Origin of the sequence: Gluconacetobacter tumulicola (genome assembly GCF_014174215.1) — a bacterium.
GTDB classification, from domain to species: Bacteria; Pseudomonadota; Alphaproteobacteria; order Acetobacterales; family Acetobacteraceae; genus Gluconacetobacter; species Gluconacetobacter tumulicola.
In genome coordinates this window covers 1-19,209 of record NZ_JABEQL010000013.1, presented here as the reverse complement: position 1 = coordinate 19,209, position 19,209 = coordinate 1, and the positions used below count along the sequence as shown (strand labels likewise).

General features: G+C 65.1%; 16 protein-coding genes and 1 pseudogene. 9 read left to right on the top strand and 8 right to left on the bottom strand.

Annotated features, from left to right (window positions below; genetic code table 11):
• Positions 1 to 110: 110 nt before the first annotated feature.
• Both HLH29_RS10885 and HLH29_RS10880 read right to left on the bottom strand, forming a co-directional pair.
• Positions 111 to 584, bottom strand: a complete 474-nt coding sequence (locus HLH29_RS10885) for a cupin domain-containing protein (protein ID WP_182966679.1) — start codon at positions 582 to 584, stop codon at positions 111 to 113.
• A 26-nt stretch (positions 585 to 610) separates the two neighbouring features.
• The gene (locus HLH29_RS10880) at positions 611 to 1,450 is read right to left on the bottom strand and encodes an aldo/keto reductase (RefSeq protein ID WP_246374137.1); all 840 of its coding nucleotides are present in this window, start codon (positions 1,448 to 1,450) and stop codon (positions 611 to 613) included.
• Positions 1,451 to 1,783: 333 nt separating this feature from the next.
• On the opposite strand from HLH29_RS10880, the gene HLH29_RS10875 reads away from it, so the two are divergent.
• A complete protein-coding gene (locus HLH29_RS10875) occupies positions 1,784 to 2,158 on the top strand; it encodes a PRC-barrel domain-containing protein (RefSeq protein ID WP_182966677.1) in 375 nt (124 codons plus the stop codon).
• A gap of 141 nt (positions 2,159 to 2,299) precedes the next feature.
• Here the strand turns inward: HLH29_RS10875 and HLH29_RS10870 are convergent, their stop codons facing one another.
• From HLH29_RS10870 to HLH29_RS10860, 3 genes are all read right to left on the bottom strand, one after another.
• A complete protein-coding gene (locus HLH29_RS10870; RefSeq protein ID WP_246374136.1) occupies positions 2,300 to 5,626 on the bottom strand; it encodes a GH92 family glycosyl hydrolase in 3,327 nt (1,108 codons plus the stop codon).
• A gap of 223 nt (positions 5,627 to 5,849) precedes the next feature.
• Entirely contained in the window at positions 5,850 to 6,347 is a 498-nt protein-coding gene (locus HLH29_RS10865) for a DUF523 domain-containing protein (RefSeq protein ID WP_220791477.1), read from the bottom strand.
• Between the two features lie 39 nt (positions 6,348 to 6,386).
• Positions 6,387 to 7,505 carry an NADH:flavin oxidoreductase gene (locus tag HLH29_RS10860; RefSeq protein WP_182966671.1) on the bottom strand — a complete coding sequence of 373 codons (1,119 nt, stop codon included), beginning with the start codon at positions 7,503 to 7,505 and terminating at the stop codon, positions 6,387 to 6,389.
• Here HLH29_RS10860 and HLH29_RS20000 point away from each other — a divergent pair.
• A pseudogene (locus HLH29_RS20000) lies at positions 7,420 to 7,917 on the top strand (winged helix-turn-helix transcriptional regulator); the annotation flags it as partial. The gene HLH29_RS10860 and the pseudogene HLH29_RS20000 sit on opposite strands and share 86 nt — an antisense overlap.
• 41 nt (positions 7,918 to 7,958) lie before the next feature.
• Here HLH29_RS20000 and HLH29_RS19890 read toward each other — a convergent pair.
• Entirely contained in the window at positions 7,959 to 8,294 is a 336-nt protein-coding gene (locus tag HLH29_RS19890) for a winged helix-turn-helix domain-containing protein (protein ID WP_275944171.1), read from the bottom strand.
• A 106-nt stretch (positions 8,295 to 8,400) separates the two neighbouring features.
• Here HLH29_RS19890 and HLH29_RS10850 point away from each other — a divergent pair, with 106 nt between their 5' ends.
• Positions 8,401 to 9,285 (top strand): DMT family transporter, encoded by an 885-nt coding sequence (locus tag HLH29_RS10850; RefSeq protein ID WP_182966667.1) that lies wholly within the window; start codon positions 8,401 to 8,403, stop codon positions 9,283 to 9,285.
• A 28-nt stretch (positions 9,286 to 9,313) separates the two neighbouring features.
• On the opposite strand, the gene HLH29_RS10845 is transcribed toward HLH29_RS10850, so the two are convergent.
• Complete coding sequence (locus tag HLH29_RS10845) at positions 9,314 to 10,024, bottom strand: CBS domain-containing protein (protein WP_182966665.1); 711 nt, start codon at positions 10,022 to 10,024, stop codon at positions 9,314 to 9,316.
• Positions 10,025 to 10,205: 181 nt separating this feature from the next.
• Here HLH29_RS10845 and HLH29_RS10840 point away from each other — a divergent pair, with 181 nt between their 5' ends.
• The 4 genes from HLH29_RS10840 to HLH29_RS10825 all read left to right on the top strand — a co-directional run bounded on the left by HLH29_RS10840 (position 10,206) and on the right by HLH29_RS10825 (position 13,904).
• A complete protein-coding gene (locus tag HLH29_RS10840; RefSeq protein ID WP_182966663.1) occupies positions 10,206 to 10,604 on the top strand; it encodes a hypothetical protein in 399 nt (132 codons plus the stop codon).
• 326 nt (positions 10,605 to 10,930) lie between these two features.
• Positions 10,931 to 12,718, top strand: a complete 1,788-nt coding sequence (locus tag HLH29_RS10835) for a copper resistance system multicopper oxidase (protein WP_182966661.1) — start codon at positions 10,931 to 10,933, stop codon at positions 12,716 to 12,718.
• An 80-nt stretch (positions 12,719 to 12,798) separates the two neighbouring features.
• Positions 12,799 to 13,479: a copper resistance protein B gene (locus HLH29_RS10830; protein ID WP_246374144.1), complete on the top strand. Its 681-nt coding sequence runs from the start codon at positions 12,799 to 12,801 to the stop codon at positions 13,477 to 13,479.
• A gap of 56 nt (positions 13,480 to 13,535) precedes the next feature.
• Positions 13,536 to 13,904, top strand: coding sequence for a hypothetical protein (locus HLH29_RS10825; RefSeq protein WP_182966657.1), 369 nt, complete (start codon positions 13,536 to 13,538; stop codon positions 13,902 to 13,904).
• Positions 13,905 to 13,972: 68 nt separating this feature from the next.
• On the opposite strand, the gene HLH29_RS10820 is transcribed toward HLH29_RS10825, so the two are convergent.
• On the bottom strand, positions 13,973 to 14,953 hold the full coding sequence (locus HLH29_RS10820) for an SDR family NAD(P)-dependent oxidoreductase (protein ID WP_182966827.1): 981 nt from the start codon (positions 14,951 to 14,953) through the stop codon (positions 13,973 to 13,975).
• Between the two features lie 91 nt (positions 14,954 to 15,044).
• On the opposite strand from HLH29_RS10820, the gene HLH29_RS10815 reads away from it, so the two are divergent.
• Both HLH29_RS10815 and HLH29_RS10810 read left to right on the top strand, forming a co-directional pair.
• Entirely contained in the window at positions 15,045 to 15,641 is a 597-nt protein-coding gene (locus HLH29_RS10815; RefSeq protein ID WP_182966655.1) for an SbtR family transcriptional regulator, read from the top strand.
• 461 nt (positions 15,642 to 16,102) lie between these two features.
• Positions 16,103 to 18,892, top strand: a complete 2,790-nt coding sequence (locus tag HLH29_RS10810; RefSeq protein ID WP_182966653.1) for a bifunctional aconitate hydratase 2/2-methylisocitrate dehydratase — start codon at positions 16,103 to 16,105, stop codon at positions 18,890 to 18,892.
• The last annotated feature ends 317 nt before the right edge of the window (positions 18,893 to 19,209 follow it).

Below are 19,209 nucleotides of genomic sequence, written 5' to 3'. Positions count from 1 at the left end.
CTTGCCGCCGGTTCACGATAGCGGCGAACCGTTCCCGGGTTCTCGCATCGTGTCGAACGTCCGCGTGTTTCCCTTTCGGACGATGACTGAATCCGGGGGGCAACCCGGCTTCATTTTGCCCGGGAGGGATCGTCCGCCGGGTTGACGTAGGTCATGCCGAAGGGGCCGACGCCGGAAACTTCCACCACGACCGGTGAATCGGCCGTCCGCAGGGCATGCGGCGTGCCCTTGGGCAGATGGACGAAGCCACCGGCCGCAAGCGCATCCTCCCGCGCGCCGGTAAAGCTCCTGCCAATGAAATGGGTGAAGCGACCGGATAGAACGGTCAAGGTCTCGTCCATATTATGGGTGTGGGGCGCGATCTGCGCATGCGCCGGCATCCTCACGCGAATGACGAACGGGCCGGGGGCCGAGGCATTTCCATACACATAGGCAATCTCGACATGTTTTGGAAAATCGGCTGGTGCTGCCACCCACCTGACCTGCTCCTGCGTCAGAACGATGGATGCATCATCGGCATGGGCCGATCCGGCAGCCACGAGGCCCGCAAGGATCGGGAGGGCAAGAAGAGCGTTGCGGAACATTCTTTTTCGCCCTTCTCAAGTGCCGCCTAATATATGGACGGGTCCGGCCCGATCCGGCCATCCGCCCGATCCAGACCGGCGATCTGCCGCATATCCTCCGCATCGAGCGTAAAATCGAAGACGGCAATATTCTCGTCAAGCCGCTTCGGCGTGGCCGATTTGGGAATGACGATCAGCCCACTGTCGATATGCCAGCGGATGATCACCTGCGCGGCGGTCCTGCCGTGTTTCGCGGCAATCTTCGCAATCACCGGATCGTCCAGCACCTGCCCCTGGCCGAGCGGGCTCCAGGATTCGGTCCTGATCCCATGTGTTTCATTGACGGCACGCAGCGCACGCTGCTGAAAACGCGGATGCAGTTCGATCTGGTTGACCGCCGGCACCACGCCGGTCGCATCGATGATGCGCGCCAGATCCTCGGCCCGGAAATTCGAAACGCCGATCGATTTCACCCGCCCCTCCCGCCGGAGCGCGACCATCGCCTTCCAGGTCTCGACGAACCGCCCCTCGGCAGGCTTGGGCCAGTGGATCAGATAGAGGTCGAGCCTCTCGCGGCGCAGCCTGCGCAGGCTGGCGTCGAACGCCCGCAACGTCGTGTCATAACCCTGCTCATCATTCCGGATCTTGGTCGTCACATAGATGTCGGGCCGGCCCGCCAACCCCTCTCCCACGCCCTCTTCGTTGCCATAGATCGCGGCCGTGTCCACGGCCAGATACCCGGCCGCGACCGCATGCCGCACGATCGCCGCCGTCTCCCCGGCCAGCATCTGCCACACGCCAAGGCCCATCTGCGGCATCGTCGTGCCGTCATTGAGCGGGATATGCGGCTGGGCACGCTTGCCGGGCGTATGGGGCATGTCGTTCATCTTCCGTCTCTCATCCTCTCTTCATGATCGTTTCACGACGCCACGGCCGCTCGCAAGCTGCCTGAAACCACCTCCTTGATCTATTCTCGCATAATGGCGATTTTGTATCGTCTTATTAAAAACCGGAAAACTCTTCCCAGGCAGTGCCAAGCCCGCACGCTGCCTGATGACGATTCCACGTTTTCGAGGAAAACCCAACTGTTTCCTTTTTCTTCCAAAATCCGGCGTGTCTCGCCCCTTCAAGAGATCGTGTAAAAGAAAATCCCGTCTTCCCTTGTCCGGCGCATGATCGTGCCGACCTACCCACCGTGGTCCAAGCAACAGGAGGCCATCATGGCGGATACCACAACCAGAATTGACGAGACGCACGAACTCATCGCCTCCGACAAGGTCGAGGGCACGGCGGTCTATTCACCAGCCAACGAAAAGCTGGGAACGATCAGTCACTTCATGGTCGATAAACAGACCGGCCACGTGGCCTATGCCGTCATGAGTTTCGGCGGCTTTCTCGGAATGGGCAACAGCTACCACCCCCTTCCATGGCGGGCCCTGCACTACGACGTGAATCGTCAGGGTTATGTCGTCGACCTGACACCGGATCAGCTGAAGGGGGCTCCGAGTTACACCTCGGAAACCATGCCCAACTGGAGCGATCAACTATACGGTCACCAGATCGAAAAATATTACGAAGGCCCCCTGGGGCATTAACGCCCTTCCGGGCCCAAGCGCGCATCCGGCGTGGCAACAGGCATGACGATGCAGCTCATGGCCCCCGCCACGTCGAGATGCCGCTCCCGATTCGAAAAATACCATATGAAAGAACAGCATTAACGAATCAGAGAAGGGGCCTCACCCGGGGTACCCCAGCAGCTCGAACTCGCCGATCGTCGCCGGATGTGCCCCTTCAGGCCGCCAGCGATACAGAAGATGCGGGCGCGGGTCCGCGATCAGGAAGGGCCGGGTCTGCCGCTTCCATGCGAAATGCTGGGCCTCGCGATGGTCGATGACCGTCCAGTTCACACCATCATCCGATGCCGCCAGATCCCACGCCTGCGCACCATCGTTCAGGTCGCCGCCCGACGTGACCGTATAGGCCAGCGCGGTCGCCGCACGAGGAAACACCGCCTTCAGGCCGTCGCCCGGCACCGGCGCACTGGTCATCGCATCATTGTCGAACAGCGCGGCAGGTCCCTCCCTGCGCGCCTGTTCCCGGTCTATCAGGTCCATGGCCGGTTCGGGCATGGCGCTCCCACGGGTCAGGGAGGGCAGGGCGGCATCCGCCCCCGTCCCCCACGGCGACGGCCGGTCGCCCATCGTGAAATGCAATGTGCCGCCAGCGGCGATGTCCGCATGGGACAGCCACCACCGCGTCAGCTTCCTGCCGTTCAGCGTCACGGATTGGATAAACCGCCTGCGGTCGCTCACGCCCGGCGCCTCGATGGTCAGGCGCCGCCCATTGTCGAAGGCAAGCTGCATCGTCTCGAAACGCGGCGCGCCGATCGCGTAGGTCGGCGTGCCAACCCGCAACGGGTAGAAACCGGCGGCGCTGAACACCCACCAGGCAGACATCTCGCCATTATCCTCGTCGCCCGGATAGCCCTGCCCGATCGCCGTGCCGCGATACAGCCGGTTCATGACATCGCGGATCTTGTCTTGGGCCTTCCACGGCAGCCCCGCGAAATCGTACATATAGAGGATATGATGCGCCGGCTGGTTACTGTGGCTGTATTGTCCCATGCGGATATCGTGCATCTCCCGCATCTCATGGATAACGCCGCCATACGCGCCCACATGATAGACGCCCGGCGTTGCGAAATACGCATCGAGCTTGCGGGCCAGCCCGTCGCGACCGCCATAGAGGTTCATCAGCCCCTGCACGTCCTGAACCGGATCGAACGCCATGGTCCAGGCATTCGTCTCCGTATAATCTCCACCCCACGCCAGAGGGTCGAATATGTCCTTCCCGACACGCCACGCGCCATCCGGCCGCCGCCCGACAAAGAATCCAACGTCGCGGTCGAACAGATTGACATAGTTCAGCGCGCGATTCCGCAGATACCAGGCCTCCGCCTCGAAATCCGCCCGTTCCGCCGATCCCGCACGCGCCATCCGCGCCAGATCCGCCGCCATCGTGCCGATCGCGAAATCATTGAGCGTGGAGGCACTGGACCAGGACAGCGCCTCGTCCGTGTCGGTGTCCGTGTAACCCCGGAAGATGGAACGCGCCAACCCCTTGCGCCCCACACCCGGATCATCCGGCACCACGGTCGCATCCTTCAACGCGGCCTGGTAAAAGCTGGAAATATCGAAATGGCGCACCCCCTTGCCCCAGGCATCGGCGAAGGCGACATCCGCACTCGTCCCCGTCATCAGGTCCGCATAGCCCGGCGAAGACCAGCGCGCGATCCACCCGCCTTCGCGATATTGCTGCACGAACCCATCGATCAGCGTCCCCGCCTCGTCGGGGGTCAACAGCGCATAGGCAGGCCACGCCGTCCGATATGTGTCCCAGAACCCGTTATTGACGAAGAGCTTCCCCGTCTCGACCCGCGCTCCCGTATGCGTCTCGCTGTTCGGCCCTACCGGCGCCGCGAATGGGCTGGCATGCACGAAGGACGGCGCCTGCGGGCTGCCGGCATTTTCGTAAGCCGCGTTCGGATAGAGATAGAGACGATAAAGATTGCCGTAGAGCGTCCTCTGCTCGTCAATCGGCGCGCCGGGAATCGCCACCCGCGTCAGAGTCCTGTTCCATTCGGCCTTTGCCGCCGCCGCCACGGCGTCGAATGTCGTCCCCTCCGGCAATTCCATCGCCATCGTGTGCCGCGCCTGGTCGATGCCGATCAGCGATGTCGCGATCCGCAGCGTCACCGGCCGACCACCGGAGGTATCGAACGCCGTCCATGCCTGCACATCGTCGCGCTTCTGGCCCGTCAGGCGCCCCTGCGCCCTGGCGGGACGATCGAAGACGATATGGACGAACATGCGCGTCGCCCCGGTCGACAGGTCGCTGGCAACATCCGTGTATCCATCGGCGCTCATGCCGTCCTGCGCGATGACGATGCGCCCATGATCGCCGATATTGTCGAATGCGATCTGTCCTTGGTCACCCGTATAGGAAAAACGCATGATGGCAGCATGATCCGTCGGCGCAACTTCCGCGACGATCCCATTGTCGAGCGCCACCCTGTAACGATAGGGTAACGCCGCCTCATGCGCATGGTCGAAACCTGCCGACCTTAACCCCCGGTCGGCGGAGGGCGGCGCACCACCCGGCACGGGCATGATCTGGAATGTCTGCCGGTCCCCCATCCAGGGGCTGGGCTCGTGGCTGAGCGAGATCGCCTGAAGCCTCGGCCTGTTCTGCGCGTCGTTTCGGTCCTGATACTGATAAAGCCAGTCGGAATCGCCGCGCGTAACCGGCGTCCAGAAATTGAATCCATGCGGCACGGCAACGGCGGGAAAATTGTTCCCGCGCGAATAATGGCCGTTCGCATTGGTGCCGCGCCGTGTATCGACCAGATCGGCAGGCGTGGCCCCTTGCATGCTTTCCGCATCGCCGATGCTGATATCATCGAAATAGACGTGATACGCACCCCCGCCGGGCCGCCCCGCCTGCACCTCGATCGCCGCGATACGTTTGTGGCGCGCGATCGCCCCCAGGGGCACTTCGACCATGTTCCACTGGTTCGGATACAGGCTCCGTCCCTGTCCCTGCGGGGTCAGCGGCGCGCCGGCAATATCCCGCGCCCCCAGCGACGAGGCCCGGGTGCCATCGTCAAAGACGATATCGAGCGCCGTCGCGGTCGCAGGGTCGGTCAGGGACAGCGGATCATCGACGGGAAAGATCATATAGCGCAGCACGCTATCCGGCGTGACCGCCACCCGGTCCGCCGGCGGCACTGTCTTCACGACCGCACGCACCGGCACGCCGCGCGCATCGAACCGCATCGCGTGCAGGCCCGTAAACCCGCTATCGGGATGCGCCGTCACCACCTCGTTTCTTCCCGGCCCCGCAACCAGTGAAGCTGCCCAGCCAGGACCCGAGAGGGGAGGGAAGCTGTCAGCACCATCGAAGCGCTCGGACAGGACAGGCGCCCCCTTCGCAGCCGAGACCACAGCGCATGCGGATGAAAGGGCGATCAGCGCGGCATATCCCGCCCCAAAATGGCGTTTCATGGTCATGATTCCTGCGAATGGGACCGAACGAGGCCCATTCCGCCTCTCCGTCCAGGCGCCTCATGAAAGACCGGCCACACGCAATGATCAACCGGCCGCCCATGCGGATTCAAAACATCCATTCAGGAACGATGCCCGTTCAAAAAACAAAATCCCAAAAAAGATAAGAAGTTTTTTGGTTCTTTTTTTCAAAAAAGAACAGAAACAACCGCCGCTTCCCCCCTCAGCCCCCCATATCCAGAAGCGCCTGAAGCTCCCCAATCCCGCTCTCCGCAAAAACCCGCACGCCATGGGCGCGCAACAGCGCCGTCGTCACACCCACACCGTCATGCCGCCCGCCGCCGAAGCTCCCGTCATAAATGAAGCGGCTTCCGCAGGAGGGGCTGCCATCGGTCAGGATGGCAAACCGGCACGCATGCTCCCGGGCCAGGCTCAGAGCAATTTCGGCCCCTGCAATAAAGAGATCCGACACATCCGCGCCGCCCGCTGTGATCACACGGGCCATCCGCGCCAGCACCGCCTGACCGGACCGCCCACCGGCGATTTCGGCAGGCGGGCGCGGCACAGGGAAGCCCGCCGAAAGCTCGGGGCAGACGGGCACCAGCCGCCCTTCGGCCTGCCACCGGTCCAGGGCCGGGTGCCGGGCGGATTTGGCCCCCCCGTCATAGCGGACAGGGTGGCCCAGAAGACAGGCACTGATCAGGATCTTCGTGTTCGCCATGGCCAACCCTACCATGGCAGCGGGCAGATCGTTACCGCCTCAAACGAGTTCGGCCAGTGCCGCGCGGTCGAAGCCCTTCAGATTCCCATGGTCCCCGGCCTTGACCTTCACCACCCAGTCCGGATCGCTGAGCAGCGCACGGCCGACGGCGATCAGGTCGAACTCGTCACGTTCCATCCGCGCGATCAGCGGCGCGATTCCGGTCGAATCCGCACCTTCCCCGTTAAAGGTCGCCACCATATCCCCCGACAGCCCGACCGAACCGACACTGATGGTCGCGGCCCCGGTCAGCTTCTTCGCCCAGCCGGCAAAATTCAGGCCGTTCTCGCCGTCGATTTCCGGAAATTCAGGTTCCCAGAAGCGCCGCTGCGAGCAATGCAGAATGTCCACACCGGCCTCGACCAGCGGCGCCAGCCAGTCCGCCATCAGGTCCGGCGTCTCGGCCAGCCGGGCGGCAAAATCCTGCTGCTTCCACTGGCTGACACGCAGGATGATGGGGAAATCATCGCCCACGGCCCGGCGCACCGCCGCCACCACTTCGGCCGCAAAGCGCGACCGTTCCCGGATGGTGGCACCGCCATAGCGGTCGGTCCGCCCATTGGTGCCCGACCAGAAGAACTGGTCGATCAGATACCCATGCGCCCCATGAAGCTCCAGCGTGTCGAATCCAAGCTTCCTGGCCTCCACCGCCGCCTTCGCGAATGCCGCCACGGTGTCGGCAATCGCTTCCTCGCTCATGGCCTCGCCACGCGGCGCCTCAGGGGCCAGCAGGCCGGACGGGCTTTCGATTGGCGTCTCCGGCTGCCAGCCGGTCATGCCCGGTATGGACCCGGTATGCCAGATCTGCGGCCCCATGCGCCCACCGGCTTCATGCACGGCATCGATCACCTGCTTCCACCCCGCCAGCGCGGCATCGCCATGAAAGAAGGGAATGGTGGGCTCGTTGCGCGAAGTCGGCCGATCGATCACGGTCCCTTCGGACAGGATCAGCCCCACCTCCCGCTCGGCGCGACGACGATAATAGGCGGCATTGGCCTCTCCCGGCACGCCCTCGGGCGCGAACAGCCGGGTCATGGGGGCCATGACGATCCGGTTTTTGAGTTCGAGCCCCTTGAGGCGGAAGGGGCGAAAAAGCACGCTGTTTTCGGCACGAGACATCGACAGGCTCCGTTGTGATCCGGCGCCGGACGGTATACATCGTAGACCTGACGTCAATCAGGCACCTGAAGTCGCCCAGGTATATGCAAGGAAACCGCAGATGACGGTCTGCAACCCGCAACGTTTCGCCGGCGATTGCCCCAGCCGCATACTCTTCGACCAGATCGCGGACAAATGGTCGATGATGGTGCTGGCGGTCCTCCATCCCGGCCCCTTGCGCTTCAACGCCATCCGCCGCCTGCTGGAAGGCGTGACGCAAAAGGCGCTCACCCAGTGCCTGCGCCGTCTGGAACGCAACGGCCTGGTCTCCCGCCGCGTGATCACGACCTCCCCGGTCGCCGTCGAATACGAAATCACCCCCCTGGGCCGCACCCTCCAGGACCCCCTCAAGGCCCTCTACGCCTGGACCTACGCAAAAATGCCGGAGGTCGAACTGGCCCGACAGGCGTTCGATCAACGAAACGGCAAGGGGTCCTGCTCCAGCGACGCCCGCAGCATGCAGACCGGATCGACCATCCGCGCCGGCTCCGATGACGGCACGTCCAGCGACAGCGGCGCCAGCGGGGCGGCGACATAAAAGCCCGCACCGGGGCGGGAGCGGATAACCCCTTCGGCATGCAGCCGGTCATAAGCCTCCACGACGGTGGATTTCGACACCCCGGCACCATCCGCCATGGCGCGGATCGAGGGCAGGCGGGCACCCGGCGTCAGCAACCGCCGCTCGATCCGGTGGCGCACCAGCCCCATCACCTGCGCCACCCGCGTCCCATCCGCCTGCTGAACGTCCATCCGTATCGGTCCCCTGAACAATACAGTTCATTGTAATTGTACCGGACCGTATCTGGAAACCCGTCGCCGCCCGCCGCATCACCGATCGGCACGAAAGGACGGAACGATGCAGGACAGAACAACGGAAGGCTGGATCGCAGGCCTGATCGGCATGACGATCTTCAGCGGGTCGATGCCGGCCACCAAGCTGGCCATCGCGGGGTTCGACCCGCTGTTCCTCACGGCGGCACGCGCCGCCCTGGCGGGGCTTCTGGCGGGGCTGTGCCTGTGGCGGTGCCGGGCCGGCGTGCCGGCGCCGCGCGACCTGCTCGCCCTGGCCGTCGTCGCGCTGTGCGTGGTGCTGGGCTTTCCGCTGCTCAGCGCCCTGGCGCTGCAGGCCATGCCCTCCACCCGCTCGATCCTGTTCCTCGGCCTGCTGCCGCTGGCCACGGCAACGTTCGGCGTGCTGCGCGGGGGCGAGCGCCCCTCCGCCGCCTTCTGGGCCTGGTCGGTTGCCGGAGCGGCCCTGGTCTGCGGCTTTGCCGCACGCCGGGGCGGGGCGGGGTCCTACGGCGCCGACCTGACGATGATCCTGTCCGTCATCGTCTGCGGACTGGGCTACGCCGAGGGCGGCCGCCTGTCACGCACGCTCGGCGGCCTGCGCGTCATCTGCTGGGCGCTGGTGGTGGCGCTGCCAGTATCGGCGGCAGGCGCGATGGCGACGGCGCCGGCCCAGTGGGGCGACATCGCGCCCTCCGCATGGGCGGGGCTGGTCTATGTCACCCTGTTCTCGATGTTCCTGGGGTTCGTGTTCTGGTATCGCGGGCTGGCGCTGGGCGGCATCGCGGCGGTGGGGCAGTTGCAGCTCCTCCAGCCGTTCCTCGGCTTCTTCCTCGCCTTCCTGACCCTGCACGAACCGGTCGGCGGCCAACTCGTGCTGACCGCCATGGGGGTCGTACTCTGCGTGGCGGGGGCGCGGCATTTCTCCCCCGCCCGCACGCCGGCCCGCTAGGGCCGGCACCCGCTTCCGCTTGGCCTGCCTACAAAGGCGGCGTCGGAACGCTGGCCCCGACAAAGGGCCCGACGACGATCAGCTGGTTGGTCACCGACGTCACCCCCGGCGTGTTCTCCGCCGCCACCCGCGTGGCCGAGACCAGCCGCTCATCGGTCACGGCGCCGCTCAGGACAACCGCCCCATGATAGACCTCGACCTTCACGAGGTCCCGAACCCCGGCACCCAGCCCCCTTTCCAGCGCGGCCTCGACCGACTGCCGGATCACATCGTCATCGGTGGCCACGGGTGGCTCGGCGGCCAGCGGCAGCAGCGCGCGCAGCACATCGGCCCGCGCCAGAATACCGACCACCCTGCCATCCTGAAGCACCGGCAGGCGCCGGACGTGATGGACGGTCATCATGTCGATGGCGTCCGACAGGCGCGCATCCGGCTCGATGGTGACCGGCTGGTCGGTCATCACGTCGGCCACCTTGCGACCATGGGTGTGGACATATTCCTCCGCCCGGCTGCCGGGCGAGAGGAAGAGGTCCTTCAGCCACGAATGCGCGCCGACCGTGCCCAGCTCGTGCCGTCGCAACAGGTCGCCTTCGGTCACGATGCCGACCAGTTCCCCCTGCGAGGTGGTGACGGGCACCCCGCTGATCCTGCGCTCCAGCATCAGCTGGATCGCGTCGGAGATGCCCTGCGTCGGTTGGAGGCAGAACACCGGTGATGTCATGATGTCCCGGACTTTCATGGCGTGCAGCCTTTGCTCTAGAGACTCACCGATGGTGGGCACGCACCCCGGCCCCCGCAATCACAGTCCGGATTTTGTGAAGAGCGCCCCGCGCCCACGGCAGGCGCGGGGGAAAAGGCTGGACGGAAATGCAGGTTCCGTGGAAGGTGCGGCCATGCGCGCCGGTGACGGGACAGGGAGAATGCAGGGGGTCATCTCGACAGCGACGGGACGGATGCTGGCCAGCCTGCTGCTGCTGGTCGGGCTGATGCTGCCCGCCACCCTGTCGCACGCCACCTCCGCGCCCCCCGCCATGGCGGCAATGCCCGGCATGGACCCCGGCATGGACATGGGATGCAACACCCCATCCACCACGGCGCCCGACAGACCCATCTCCTGCCACCCCCCCAGCCATCACGACGGCCATGCCGGCGATTCCTGTTGCCCGCAGGGCACGTGCGCCGCCGCCTGGCTCCCCGCCCCAACCGCCCAGGCCCCGCCCGCCCTGCGCCGCGTGGCCTCGGTGCAGCCTATCCACACCCACCGCCTCGCCGGCCGCATCTGCGCGCCGGGACTACGCCCACCCAGAAACCGCGCCTGAGAGCCTGACCGTAAATGTGCGCTGGCGGCGCGTCCTGTGCGCGTTTCCTGCGCTTCGGTGCTCACGGCCATCAAGGCCGCTCCGCTCCGATGCTCGGAAACCCACGCCGGGCGCGGCCCTCTGGGCCGCTCTCGCTCACCAGCCCACATTTCCGGTCAGGCTCCGGGACCCTGTCTGGAAATGTGCGCTGGCGGCGATCCGACGCGCGTTTCCTCTGCTTCGGTGCTCATTTCCGGTCAGGCCCCTGAACTCCGCGGCGATTAGGCCCACAAGGCCCCTCGTACGCGCGAGATTGCGGATCGTTCTTCCTGGCGGATGACCAAGACATGATTTCTCTTCCCCTTGCGCGGCGGGGGGCGCTGACGCGCCGCCGCTTCGTCATCGGCGCCGGCCTGGGCGGCACCGGCCTGTGCCGCGCGGGCGCCCTCGCGGCCCCGGCCACCCCGGCACCGCCTTCCTCGGGCATTCCCCCGGCGGTGCCGGATACGCGCTTCGACCTCGCGATCGGCCCGGTCGGCGTCAACGTTACCGGCCGGCCGGCGCGCGCCATCGGCATCAACGGCACCACCCCGGCCCCGATCCTGCGCTGGCGGCAGGGCGACACGGTGGAACTGACGGTGACCAACCAGCTGCGCGAACCCAGTTCCATCCACTGGCACGGCATCCGCCTGCCGGCGGACATGGACGGCGTGCCGGGCCTCAGCTTCGCCGGCATCCCGCCGGGCGGCCGCTTCACCTACCGGTTCCGCCTGCATCAGAGCGGCACCTACTGGTACCACAGCCATTCCGGCTTCCAGGAACAGATCGGCCTCTACGGCGCGCTGATCGTCGACCCCAGGGCCGGCTACGCCCAACCGTTCGACCGAGAATACGTGATCGTCCTGTCAGACTGGACGGACGTGGACCCGGCCGACATCGTCTCGAACCTGAAATTCCAGAGCGACTATTACAATTTCCGCCAGCGCACGGTCGGCACCTTCGTCCGTGACGCAGCAGGGCAGGGGCTGGGCCCCACCATTGCCGACCGGCTGCGCTGGGGCGCGATGAACATGGCCCCGACCGATATTTCGGACGTGTCCGGCATCATCTACACCTATCTGGTCAATGGCTGCGCCCCCGCCGCCAACTGGACCGGCCTGTTCCGCCCCGGCGAGCGCGTGCGCCTGCGCGTGATCAACGCGGCGTCGATGACGCTGTTCGACATGCGGATTCCCGGCCTGACGATGCAGGTGGTGCAGGCCGACGGCAACGATGTCGAGCCGGTACCGGTCGACGAATTCCGCATCGCCCCCGCCGAGACCTACGACGTGATCGTCACCCCCTCCGGCCCCGGCCCCTACACGATCTTCGCCCAGTCCGAAGACCGCACCGGCTACGCACGCGGCACCCTGGCCACCACCCCCGGCCAGACCGGCCCGATCCCCCCCATGGACCCGCGCCCCCTGCGCACGATGGCCGACATGGGCATGGCCGGCATGGACACGCCCCATGGAGATGCAGCCCACAGCGACATGCCCCGAATGGACATGCCCGGCAAAGAACAAGGCGACATGCCCGGCATGAAGATGGACACCATGCCCGCGCCCGCCCCAACGCCGTCCACACCACCCGCCCCACCGCTGGGCGTCGAAATGCAGAATATCGCCCAGATGCCCACCAACCGGCTGGCGGAACCGGGCGCGGGGCTCGAAGGCAACGGCAGGCGCGTCCTCACCTATGCCGACCTGCGCGCCACCATCCCGGGCGCCGATCCGCGCCCCCCCTCGCGCGAGATCACCCTGCGCCTGACCGGCAACATGGAGCGCTTCATCTGGGGCTTCGACGGGCGGAAATTCTCCGAAGCCCCGCCGATCCGCCTGCGCGTGGGCGAGCGCGTGCGCTTCGTGCTGATCAACGACACGATGATGGAACACCCGATCCACCTGCATGGATTATGGAGCGAGCTGGAAAACGGCCACGGCGCCTTCCGCCCCTACAAGCACACGATCATCGTCAAGCCCGGCGAAAGGCTCAGCTACCTGGTCACCGCCGACGAGCCCGGCTTGTGGGCCTATCACTGCCATCTGCTCTATCACATGGAGGTCGGCATGTTCCGCACCGTGGTGGTGGCATGAGGGCGCGGCTCCCGGCCACGCTGGCCCTCATTCTCTGCACAGGCACCGCCCACGCGGCCGATGGCAACACAACGGGCACCATGGACGATGCCCCCGTCGCCTATGTCGGCGGCATGCCACCCGTCATGGATCGCATGCTCTACAGCCACGCCCTGCTCGACGAGTTCGAAGCCCGCGCCAACAGCGATGGCGGCCAGTTCCGCTATGACGGCCAGGCCTGGTTCGGCACCGACTACGACAAGCTGTGGCTGAAATCCGAAGGCACGGTCGGCACAGACGGCCGCTTCGGCGACGGCGACCACGAAGTGCTGTACGACCGCGCCGTCTCCCGCTATTTCGACGTGCAGTCCGGCGTGCGGGTCGATATCGATGCCGGACCAACCCGCGCCTGGGGCGCGGTGGGCGTCGAAGGGCTGGCGCTGTATTTCTTCCAGCTCGAAGCCACCGCTTATTTCAGCGATCGCGGCGCGGCGGCCCGCCTGCAGGGATCGTACGACCTGCTGCTGACCAACCGACTGATCCTCCAGCCGCAGGTGGAAATGAACGTCTATTCCACCAACGACCGCGCCCGCGGCAACGGGCGCGGCCTGTCGGATCTCGATACCGGATTGCGCCTGCGCTACGAATGGCACCGCAAGATCGCCCCCTATCTGGGCGTGACCTACACCAGCAGCTTCGACCAGGCCGCCAGCATGGCCCGCGCGCGCGGGCAACGGGTCCACGGCGTGAACGTCACCGCCGGAATCAGACTATGGTTCTGACCCCGCCCGTGATCACCATGATAGTCTCAAAGCAAGACAGAAGGAAAATCTCTCCGATGCGCCCATCCATTCTCAGGACCGCGCTCCCGCTGGCCGCCCTGCTGGCCGGGCTCCACGCCGTTCAGGCTGCCGCGCAAGGCACCGCCGGCACGGCGCAGAGCATGTCCGGTATGGCCGGCATGGACATGTCCGGCATGGACCACGGGTCCATGAGCATGAAGGGGCCGATGGAGACTATGCAGGGCATGCAGATGGCCGGCCCATCCCCCACACCCAACCGGACGCAGAACGCCGCCCCGCAGGGCGATTGCCGTGCCATGCCGATGGCCATGCAGGGCGGCCGGTCCGGGGCAGGGTGCGGCACGCAGGGCGCGGCAGCCAGCCCCGAACCGCAGCCCATGCCCGAGGCCGTGCGCGAGCGTTGACGGGGCCGCGTTAACGCCCCACCCGGCGCGCCTGCTCCGCGCGCCGGTCTTCAATCTCGGGCGCGCGATCAGCCAAACCGTTCGCCGACCATCTCCTCGCTCTCCGCCCATAGCGCCTCCGCACGGGCCGGATCGACGGCATAGGCCCGCACCCCGCCCTCGATCAGGCTGATCGGCAGGTCGTCGGGCACCACGGCGCTGACATGGCAATCCTCGCAATAATGCCCGCCCACGGCGTCGGCGTCCGCCACCACACCGGCCCAGACCGAGGTCGCGGCCCCCTGCGGAATGGTCTTGAACTGGAAGGGCGGCTTGCCCACGGCGTCGGCGCGTTCATTGATCTGCGCCACCATGGCCTCGATCTGCCCGGGGCCCATATGGCGGACCAGCTCCGTCATGATCCCGCCGGGATGCACGGCCGTCGCCCGCACGCCCCGCGCCCGATGCCGCGCATCGAACGCAACCGCGAACAGGATATTGGCGGTCTTGGACCGTCCATAGGCCAGGAACGGATCATAGGCCGTCCGCTCGAAATTCGGATCGTCGAGGTCCACATCGGAAAACCGATGACCCGCCGAGGCCAGATTCACCAGCCGCGCCCCGTCATGCATCAGCCCGGCAATCCGGTTGACCAGCACGAAATGTCCCAGATGATTGGTGCCGAACTGCGTCTCGAACCCATCCTTGGTATGGCCGAACGGCGTGGCCATCACGCCCGCATTGGCAATCACCAGGTCGAAGGGCAGGGCGCGCGCGTTCAGCGCGTCCGCACAGGCCCGCACGCTGGCCAGGTCCGCCAGGTCCAGCGCAACCAGCTCCAGCGCACCGCCGCCGCGTTCCGCATCCGCGCGCACCTGCGCGGTCGCCCGATGCGCCTTGTCCAGATCGCGCGCCGCACCCACCACATGCGCGCCATGGGCCGCCAGCGCCCGCGCCGTCTCGACGCCGAGCCCGGCGGAAACACCGGTCACCAGCACGCGCCTGCCCGCAAGGGAAAGCCCGGAAAGAACATCCTCGGTCGTGGATGTCGCGCCAAAATCCTGTGCCATCATTGGCCTCCAGCAGGAAAGGGAGTTATGTGGAAGCATGCTCCGCTTATAGATATGCGGAGGATTACTCCGCTTAACAAGGGGCAGAGGCGTGGACGGGGAAAAAATATCGCGCCGCAAACCGCGCAGCGACGGCCAGCGCAACCGCCAGCACCTGCTGGACACGGCGAAAGCCGCCTTCCAGTCCGGCGAGACCGACATCCCGCTGGACGAGGTCGCACGCCGCGCCGGGGTCGGAATCGGCACGCTCTACCGCCATTTCGCCAACCGCGACGCCTTGATCGAGGCCGTCTATCGCAACGAGCTGGACCGCCTCGCCGTTGCCGCGACCCAGCTTGCGGGCACGCATCCGCCGGTCGAGGCCCTGCGCGCGTGGATGCTCCTGTTCGTGGACTATATCGCCGCCAAGCAGGTCATCGCCCCCGCCCTGAACGGGCTGGTCGGCGGCACGGGCGCGCTCTACGCGGCCTCGACCGAGATCATCAAGGGCACGATCGACGGGCTGGTCTCCCGCGCGGTCAAAAACGGCGACATCCGCCCCGACCTCGACCCGCTGGATTTCCTCCGCGCCCTGGTCGGCGTCTCCAACGTCGCCGCCGCCCCAGGCTGGGAAGCCAGCGCCCGGCGCCTGGTCGATATCCTCATCGCCGGATCACGGCCTCCAACCGCGTCCCGAAGCCGGACATGACAGCTCTATAGGCCGGTTTGCGGGGCCTCGGCCATGTCATCGCCGATGCCGGAGAGGAAGCATGCCAAAGCGATCGAATGGCAGTTGAAGGCCATCATGTGCCCGATCATCTTGCAACATGTCGGACAGGCCGCTTTCACCCTCTTTGTGAGTCGTACCGATAGATTGCCGGTGCCGAAAAATTGAAATGACAAATGCTGCGTCATCGGTCAGATCGAGAAACCCAGTATGGTAGGATTGGTGATTCGTATCTTCCAATCCAGTAAGCATGTGAATGGCCATTTTTAAGCGGTCAATGCTGAATTCAAGTACTATTTCTGTTCTATTTTTGTTGAAATGCCCTGTCTTGTCAGTCGGCAGGGGTTGGCGTAACTGGGGTCCGAACCTTAAGCCGACTTGACCATGTCCGGTTTGCGGGGCCGCATTTCAGGCCCATACACCTCAATGACGGTGGGATTGCGATGAACGCCTATTCAGATTACCTGACCGAAATCAAGGACAGAGCAAATCAGGGGCTCGCTCCCAAGCCGATCGACGACGGCGCGCTCGTCCGTGACATGATCACATTGATCGAGGACGCCGGTAACGAACACCGGGCAGATGCCCTCAAGTTCTTCATTTACAACACGCTGCCCGGCACCACGAGCGCCGCCGGCGTCAAGGCGGCGTTCCTGAAGAAGATCGTCCTGGGTGAGGCGGTCGTCCCGGAGATCACCCCCGCCTTCGCCCTCGAACTGCTGTCGCACATGAAGGGCGGCCCCTCGATCGAGGTGCTGCTTGACATCGCCCTCGGCGATGGCGGCCCGATCGCCGAGCAGGCAGGCGAGGTGCTGAAGACCCAGGTCTTCCTCTATGACGCCGACATGTTCCGGCTGCGCGACGCCTTCAAGGCGGGCAACGCCATCGCGAAGGACGTGCTCGAGAGCTATGCCAGGGCCGAATTCTTCACCAAGCTTCCGGATGTCGAGGACGAGATCAAGGTCGTGACCTTCGTCGCGGCCGAAGGCGATATCTCGACCGACCTCCTGTCGCCGGGCAACCAGGCGCATTCGCGTTCGGACCGCGAGCTGCACGGCAAATGCATGATTTCGCCGGAAGCACAGCGGGAAATCGTCGCGCTGCAGAAGCAGCACCCCGGCAAGCGGGTGATGATGATCGCCGAAAAGGGCACGATGGGCGTCGGCTCGTCGCGCATGTCGGGCGTGAACAACGTGGCGCTCTGGACCGGCAAGCAGGCCAGCCCCTACGTTCCCTTCGTCAATTTCGCCCCTGTCGTCGCGGGTACCAACGGCATCTCGCCGATCTTCGCGACCACGGTCGACGTGACCGGCGGCATCGGCCTGAACCTCAGGAACTGGGTCAAGAAGACCGGCGCGGACGGCAAGCCGATCCTCAATAACGACGGCAATCCCATCCTCGAGCAGAAATACTCGGTCGAGACCGGCACCGTCCTGAAGATCGATGTAAAGAACAAGCAGCTCCGCGACGAGAACGGCAACGAGCTGGTCGATGTCGCCGCCGCGTTCACGCCCCAGAAGATGGAGTTCATGAAGGCGGGCAGCTCCTACGCCATCGTCTTCGGCAAGAAGCTCCAGACATTCGCGGCCCAGACGCTGGGGATCGAAGCGACCCCCGTCTTCGCACCGAACAAGGAGATTACGGTCAAGGATCAGGGCCTGACCGCGGTCGAGAAGATCTTCAACCGCAACGCCGTCGGCGTGGCGCCGGGCAAGGTCCTGCATGCAGGGTCGGATGTCCGCGTGAAGGTGAATATCGTCGGCTCCCAGGACACGACCGGCCTGATGACGGCGCAGGAGCTTGAGGCGATGGCGGCCACCATCATCTCGCCGCTCGTGGATGGCGCATACCAGTCGGGCTGCCATACGGCATCCGTCTGGGACAAGAAGGCCCAGGCGAACATCCCGAAACTCATGAAATTCATGAACGATTTCGGCCTGATCACCGCGCGTGACCCCAAGGGCGTCTATCACGCGATGACGGACGTGATTCACAAGGTGCTGAACGACATCACCGTGGATGATTGGGCGATCATCATCGGCGGCGACAGCCATACCCGCATGTCCAAGGGCGTGGCCTTCGGCGCCGACTCCGGCACCGTGGCCCTGGCACTGGCCACGGGCCAGGCGACGATGCCGATCCCGCAATCGGTCAAGGTCACGTTCAAGGGCACGATGCAGCCGCACATGGACTTCCGTGACGTGGTGCACGCGACCCAGGCGCAGATGCTCAAGCAATGCGGCGACAACGTCTTCCAGGGCCGCGTCATCGAAGTGCATATCGGCACGCTGCTCGCCGACCAGGCCTTCACCTTCACCGACTGGACAGCCGAGATGAAGGCCAAGGCGGCGATCTGCATCTCGCAGGATGAGCCGCTGATCGAATCGCTGGAAATCGCCAAGTCGCGCATCCAGATCATGATCGACAAGGGCATGGAAAATGCCGCGGGCACACTCAAGGGCCTGATCGCCAAGGCCGACAGGCGCATTGCCGAGATCCGCTCGGGCGAAAAGCCCGCGCTGGCGCCCGATGACAATGCGAAATATTTTGCCGAGGTCGTGGTCGATCTCGATCTGATCGACGAGCCGATGATCGCCGATCCCGACGTGAACAACCCCGATGTGTCCAAGCGCTACACACACGACACGATCCGCCCGGTTTCGTACTATGGCGGTACCAAGAAGGTGGACCTTGGTTTCGTGGGCTCCTGCATGGTGCACAAGGGCGACATGAAAATCGTGGCCCAGATGCTCAAGAACCTGGAGAAGGCGCAGGGAAAGGTCGAGTTCAAGGCACCGCTGGTTGTCGCCGCCCCGACCTACAACATCATCGATGAACTGAAGACCGAGGGGGATTGGGAAATCCTCGAGCGCTATTCCGGCTTCGAATTCAATGACCTGCTCCCGAAGGCCACCGCGCGGACCGAATACGAGAACATCCTCTACCTGGAACGTCCGGGCTGCAACCTGTGCATGGGCAACCAGGAGAAGGCCGAAAAGGGCGATACCGTTCTGGCGACGTCGACCCGCCTGTTCCAGGGACGGGTCGTCGAGGATTCCGGCGAGAAGAAGGGTGAATCGCTTCTGGCCTCGACCCCGGTCGTGGTGTTGTCGGCGATCCTTGGCCGGATGCCGAACAATGAGGAATACAAGGCTGCCGTGGAAGGGATCGATCTGACCACGTTCGCTCCGCCGAAGGCGACGCCGATCGATTCCTTGTCTGTCCATTACTGATACGAGGTATCTGGTCCCCGGGTTTGGCCGTTCGGCAGCCGTGACGGAGTCCTGTTGGGCACGTTGCCACTCCTGATACGGACATTCGGCTAACCCGGCCCCGTGCTTCGGTGTTCACTTCCATCAAGGCCGTTCCGCTCCCATGCGCGGAAAGGCAACCCCGGGCGCGGCCCTCTGGGCCGCTCCCGCTCATCAGCCCATATTTTCGGTCAGGCTCTAAGCTGGGCTTTGGTGTTTTATGCGGCGTAGCAGGCATTGTTCAGCAACGAGTTGAACAGGGCGAGTGGTATTTTTCGTTGCTCGAGGTTGGACGGCGA

Excerpts from the sequence above, each read along its gene's own strand:
- HLH29_RS10885 (WP_182966679.1), bottom strand. The coding sequence starts at position 584 with ATGTTCCGCAACGCTCTTCTTGCCCTCCCGATCCTTGCGGGCCTCGTG.
- HLH29_RS10880 (WP_246374137.1), bottom strand. The coding sequence starts at position 1,450 with ATGAACGACATGCCCCATACGCCCGGCAAGCGTGCCCAGCCGCATATC.
- HLH29_RS10875 (WP_182966677.1), top strand. The coding sequence starts at position 1,784 with ATGGCGGATACCACAACCAGAATTGACGAGACGCACGAACTCATCGCC.
- HLH29_RS10870 (WP_246374136.1), bottom strand. The coding sequence starts at position 5,626 with ATGAAACGCCATTTTGGGGCGGGATATGCCGCGCTGATCGCCCTTTCA.
- HLH29_RS10865 (WP_220791477.1), bottom strand. The coding sequence starts at position 6,347 with ATGGCGAACACGAAGATCCTGATCAGTGCCTGTCTTCTGGGCCACCCT.
- HLH29_RS10860 (WP_182966671.1), bottom strand. The coding sequence starts at position 7,505 with ATGTCTCGTGCCGAAAACAGCGTGCTTTTTCGCCCCTTCCGCCTCAAG.
- HLH29_RS19890 (WP_275944171.1), bottom strand. The coding sequence starts at position 8,294 with ATGGACGTTCAGCAGGCGGATGGGACGCGGGTGGCGCAGGTGATGGGG.
- HLH29_RS10850 (WP_182966667.1), top strand. The coding sequence starts at position 8,401 with ATGCAGGACAGAACAACGGAAGGCTGGATCGCAGGCCTGATCGGCATG.
- HLH29_RS10845 (WP_182966665.1), bottom strand. The coding sequence starts at position 10,024 with ATGAAAGTCCGGGACATCATGACATCACCGGTGTTCTGCCTCCAACCG.
- HLH29_RS10840 (WP_182966663.1), top strand. The coding sequence starts at position 10,206 with ATGCAGGGGGTCATCTCGACAGCGACGGGACGGATGCTGGCCAGCCTG.
- HLH29_RS10835 (WP_182966661.1), top strand. The coding sequence starts at position 10,931 with ATGATTTCTCTTCCCCTTGCGCGGCGGGGGGCGCTGACGCGCCGCCGC.
- HLH29_RS10830 (WP_246374144.1), top strand. The coding sequence starts at position 12,799 with ATGGACGATGCCCCCGTCGCCTATGTCGGCGGCATGCCACCCGTCATG.
- HLH29_RS10825 (WP_182966657.1), top strand. The coding sequence starts at position 13,536 with ATGCGCCCATCCATTCTCAGGACCGCGCTCCCGCTGGCCGCCCTGCTG.
- HLH29_RS10820 (WP_182966827.1), bottom strand. The coding sequence starts at position 14,953 with ATGGCACAGGATTTTGGCGCGACATCCACGACCGAGGATGTTCTTTCC.
- HLH29_RS10810 (WP_182966653.1), top strand. The coding sequence starts at position 16,103 with ATGAACGCCTATTCAGATTACCTGACCGAAATCAAGGACAGAGCAAAT.